This is a genomic window from Cellulomonas algicola, from assembly GCF_003851725.1.
Lineage (GTDB): Bacteria > Actinomycetota > Actinomycetes > Actinomycetales > Cellulomonadaceae > Cellulomonas > Cellulomonas algicola.
Genome location: NZ_BHYL01000254.1, coordinates 1 through 4111 on the forward strand (window position 1 = coordinate 1; position 4111 = coordinate 4111).

Consider the following 4111-nt stretch of genomic DNA (forward strand, 5'->3'; position numbering starts at 1 on the left):
CGCCCGGAGACCGACTGCGCGCGCACCTGGACGCCCTTGCCGTGCGGCAGGCGCACGGTGACGTCGCCCGAGACGCTCGACGCGGTGAGCGACGAGGTCCCGGAGGTGACGTCGAGCGTGAGCGCGCCGGACACGGTGTTCGCCTGGACCAGGGTCAGCTCGCCTGACGCCGCGAGCTCGCCCGACACGGAGTTGAGCTTGAGGTCGCCCGCGTGGTCGCGGACGACGACCTCGCCCGAGACGGTGTTGGCCGACAGCCGGCCGCGGGTGCCGTCGACGACGAGCGACCCGGACACGGTCGACACCGACGAGTCCGACACCGTGCCGGCGAGCAGGCCCTCGGCGCTGACCGTGCCGACCTTGGCGTAGACCTCGCGCGGGACGGCGATGTGCACGTCGGCGCGATCCTTGTCGCGGAAGTTGCGGACCTTCTCGAGCCACCCCTCCCAGCCGCTGAGGGTGAACGAGTAGCCGACGCGGAGCTCGCCGTCGACGAGCGTGATCTCGAGCGGCCGTCCCTCGACGTCGTGCACCTCGATCCGCGCGCCAGGCTCGTCGCGCGCGACGACGTCGACGCGACCGCCGACGAGCTGCACGCGCAGGGCTGCGACCTGCTCGACCTCGATGATCTGGGGGTGGGCGACGACCCACGTCTCGGTGGCCATGCTGCTGCTCCTCTTCGCGATATATCTCGTTCCGTCGAACACGTTATATCGCGTCTGTCGCGACACGCAACCCCCGGGTACGACGAAGGCGCGCACCCCGCCGGTCGGTCGGGTGCGCGCCTCGCCGGGGGCACGCAGGTGGCGCAGAGGTCAGGACACGAGGCCCGCCTGCCGCAGCTCGACCGTGAGGTCGTGCGGGTTCGACGACGCCGCCATGGCCTCCTCGTACGTGATGACGTCGTCCCGGACCAGCTGGAACAGGTGCTGGTCGAACGTCTGCATCTTGTAGAAGTCGCCGTCCTTGATGAGGTCGATGAGCGGCGGGCCGCCCAGCGGGTCGAGGATCGCCTCGGCCGTACGGCCGGTGTTGACCATGACCTCGACCGCCGCACGCCGGCCCGTCCCGTCGGCCCGACGCACCAGACGCTGCGACACGATGCCGCGCAGCGCCTGCGCCAGGGCCACGCGCACCTGCTTCTGCTCGTGGGGCGGGAAGAAGTCGATGATGCGGTTGATCGTCTCCGGGGCGTCGATCGTGTGCAGCGTCGAGAGGACCAGGTGGCCGGTCTCCGCGGCGGACAGCGCCGCGCGGACCGTCTCCACGTCACGCATCTCGCCGACCAGGATCACGTCGGGGTCCTGCCGCATCGCGGCGCGCAGCGCGACCGTGAAGTCGGCGGTGTCCTGGCGGACCTCGCGCTGCGACACGATCGCCTTCTTGTCGTGGTGCAGGATCTCGATCGGGTCCTCGATCGTGACGATGTTGACCTCGCGGTACGTGTTGATGAGGTCGACCATCGACGCGAGCGTCGTCGTCTTGCCCGACCCCGTCGGGCCCGTCACCAGCACCAGGCCGCGCGGCTCGAGCGCGAGCTCCCCCACCACCTCCGGCAGCCCCAGCGTGCCGAGCGACTCGGCGCCCACGGCGACCCGCCGGAACACCAGGCCGTACGTGCCGCGCGCCTGGTAGGCGTTCACGCGGAACCGCCCGACGCCCGAGAGCGAGTACGCGAAGTCCGCCTCGTGCGTCGTGCGGAACTTCTCCACCAGGTCGTCGGGCAGGACCTCCTCGAGCATCCGCTCGGTGTCCGACGGGCGCAGGTCCGGCACCTGCAGCTTGCGCAGCCGCCCGTCGACGCGCACGCGCGGCGCGGAGCCGACCTTGCAGTGCAGGTCGGAGCCGCCCGTGCTGGCGAGGGCGTGCAGGAACGGGATGACGGACTGCGTGCTCTGGGTCACGCAGCCCTTATCGGCCGGATTGCCCGCCGACTTGAGCGGACGTCAGGGGGCCTCGTGCGATGTGGGACGATGGAGGGCAACCAGCACACACGTCGAGGAGACGATCCATGAGCAAGCGCGGCCGCAAGCGTCGTTCCCGAGCGGGCAACGGCGCGAACCACGGCAAGCGTCCCAACGCCTGACACAGGCCGGGACGCTCCCGCACGCACGAAGGCCCGGACCCCTCGCGGGGACCGGGCCTTCGGCACGTCAGGGCTGCGGCGAGCGCAGGTGCACCGTCAGCTGCTCGTGGATGCGGACCCGCAACGTGTCGGGTGCCACCTCCTGGCAGCCGCGTCGCACCAGGTGCTTCACGACGACGTCGAGGTCGTACTCGTGCAGGCACCCCTGGCACTCGGCCAGGTGCGTCCGCACCGTCTGGGCGTCGACGTCGGCCAGCTCGGCGTCCAGGTACTCCCAGAGCCGGTCCAGCGCGTCCTCGCAGTTGTTGCCGCACCCGCCGGTCAGCTGCGCGACCGAATCGTCCATCTCGCTCATCGAGCACCCTCCGGCGCACTGGGTGCCGCCGCCACCAGGCCGCGCTCGCGCGCGTAGTCCGTGAGCAGCTCCCGCAGCTGCGCACGCCCCCGGTGGAGCCGGGACATCACCGTCCCGATCGGCGTCCCCATGATCTCGGCGATCTCCTTGTACGCGAACCCCTCGACGTCGGCGAGGTACACCGCGATCCGGAACTCCTCAGGGATGCGCTGGAGCGCGTCCTTGACGTCGGAGTCCGGGAGGTGATCCAGCGCCTCCGCCTCGGCGGAACGCAGGCCGCTCGACGTGTGCGACTCCGCACGCGCGAGCTGCCAGTCCTCGATCTCCTCCGACCGCGACTGCTGCGGCTCGCGCTGCTTCTTGCGGTAGGAGTTGATGTACGTGTTCGTCAGGATCCGGTAGAGCCACGCCTTGAGGTTCGTGCCCGGCCGGTACTGGTGGAACGCCGCGAACGCCTTGGTGAAGGTCTCCTGCACCAGGTCCTCGGCGTCCGCCGGGTTGCGCGTCATCCGCAGGGCAGCGCCGTACAGCTGGTCCAGGTAGACCAGCGCCTCGGCCTCGAACCGCTCGGTCCGGGCGCCCTCGTCCTCGGCGTCGGGTGCGCGGTGGGTGTCCTCGCTCATCGCCCACGAGCCTAGCCCCGCCGACGGGGTCGCACCGGTGGGGGCACCGTCGGTGGACGGCACACCCGCCCAGCCGATGAGGACGCCGGGCACGACGGGGGCGGGCGCACGGGTCGGCGCCTGGACTGTCGGGCTCATGCGCTGCACAACGACACGTACGCGCGACGCATTCCCGCCCGCGCGGCGCGTCGGCATCCCGCCCCCGCGGCGCGTCGCCCTCCCGCCCTCGCGGCGCGACGCCCCCGCGCGCACTAGCGTGGCCGACATGACGACACCGTCGACCGGTTCGGAGTTCCTCCGGCTGCTGCGCGAGCAGATCGGGCACGAGTTCGACGCCCACCAGCAGTACGTCGCGATCGCGGTGTGGTGCGACGGCCAGGACCTGCCGCAGCTGGCCCGGCACTACTACCGGCAGGCGCTCGAGGAGCGCAACCACGCGATGATGCTCGTCCAGTACCTGCTGGACCGGGACCTCGACGTCGAGATCCCGCCGGGCAGCGCGGTCCGCAACCACTTCTCCTCGGTCGTCGAGCCGGTCGCGCTCGCGCTCGCGCAGGAGCAGCAGGTCACCGAGCAGATCGAGGCGATCTTCCGGGCCGCCCGCACCGAGGGCGACGCGCTCGGCGAGCAGTTCCTGCTGTGGTTCCTCAAGGAGCAGGTCGAGGAGGTCGCCTCCGCCCGCACCCTGCTCACCGTCGCCACGCGCGCCGGCGACAACCTGTTCGACCTCGAGAACTTCGTCGCCCGGGAGACCATCGGCGACGGCGGCGAGTCACCCGACGCACCGGCCGCGGCCGGCGGCGTCCTGTAAGGAGGAGCTCCCGTGCTGCTGCGCCGTATCGCCCGACCCCTGTTCGCCACCTGGTTCGTCGTCGAGGGCCTCGACGTCGTGCGCCACCCCGCCGTGCACGCGGCCCACGCGCGCGCCGCGCTCGACACGGTCGACGCCCGCGTGCCCGCGGCCGTGCGCGGTGCCGGCGCCACGCGCGGGGTCCTCGGCCTCGAGCTCACCGAGCGCCAGCTGCGGTCCGCGGTCCAGGCGCACGG

6 protein-coding genes and 1 pseudogene are annotated in these 4111 nt (G+C 71.8%); 3 read left to right on the top strand and 4 right to left on the bottom strand.

Annotated features, from left to right (window positions below):
• The coding region (locus tag CTKZ_RS15375; RefSeq protein WP_124343764.1) for a DUF4097 family beta strand repeat-containing protein at positions 1–665 on the bottom strand (665 nt) is incomplete at its 3' end.
• A 150-nt stretch (positions 666–815) separates the two neighbouring features.
• The gene (locus tag CTKZ_RS15380) at positions 816–1904 is read right to left on the bottom strand and encodes a type IV pilus twitching motility protein PilT (RefSeq protein ID WP_124343765.1); all 1089 of its coding nucleotides are present in this window, start codon (positions 1902–1904) and stop codon (positions 816–818) included.
• Between the two features lie 107 nt (positions 1905–2011).
• On the opposite strand from CTKZ_RS15380, the gene CTKZ_RS22735 reads away from it, so the two are divergent.
• On the top strand, positions 2012–2086 hold the full coding sequence (locus CTKZ_RS22735) for a 50S ribosomal protein bL37 (protein WP_370521008.1): 75 nt from the start codon (positions 2012–2014) through the stop codon (positions 2084–2086).
• Positions 2087–2153: 67 nt separating this feature from the next.
• Here CTKZ_RS22735 and rsrA read toward each other — a convergent pair whose 3' ends face one another.
• Both rsrA and CTKZ_RS15390 read right to left on the bottom strand, forming a co-directional pair.
• On the bottom strand, positions 2154–2441 hold the full coding sequence (gene rsrA / locus CTKZ_RS15385) for a mycothiol system anti-sigma-R factor (RefSeq protein WP_124343766.1): 288 nt from the start codon (positions 2439–2441) through the stop codon (positions 2154–2156).
• Positions 2438–3202 carry a sigma-70 family RNA polymerase sigma factor gene (locus tag CTKZ_RS15390; protein ID WP_124343767.1) on the bottom strand — a complete coding sequence of 255 codons (765 nt, stop codon included), beginning with the start codon at positions 3200–3202 and terminating at the stop codon, positions 2438–2440. Before CTKZ_RS15390 ends, rsrA begins: the two co-directional genes overlap by 4 nt.
• Positions 3203–3329: 127 nt before the next feature.
• Between CTKZ_RS15390 and CTKZ_RS15395 the strand changes: the two genes are divergently transcribed.
• Together CTKZ_RS15395 and CTKZ_RS15400 are read left to right on the top strand one after the other, a co-directional pair.
• Complete coding sequence (locus CTKZ_RS15395; RefSeq protein ID WP_124343768.1) at positions 3330–3875, top strand: ferritin; 546 nt, start codon at positions 3330–3332, stop codon at positions 3873–3875.
• A 12-nt stretch (positions 3876–3887) separates the two neighbouring features.
• A pseudogene (locus CTKZ_RS15400) lies at positions 3888–4111 on the top strand (DoxX family protein); the annotation flags it as partial.

Coding starts and splice junctions, on each gene's coding strand:
- rsrA (WP_124343766.1), bottom strand. CDS start 2,441: ATGAGCGAGATGGACGATTCGGTCGCGCAGCTGACCGGCGGGTGCGGC.
- CTKZ_RS15390 (WP_124343767.1), bottom strand. CDS start 3,202: ATGAGCCCGACAGTCCAGGCGCCGACCCGTGCGCCCGCCCCCGTCGTG.
- CTKZ_RS15395 (WP_124343768.1), top strand. CDS start 3,330: ATGACGACACCGTCGACCGGTTCGGAGTTCCTCCGGCTGCTGCGCGAG.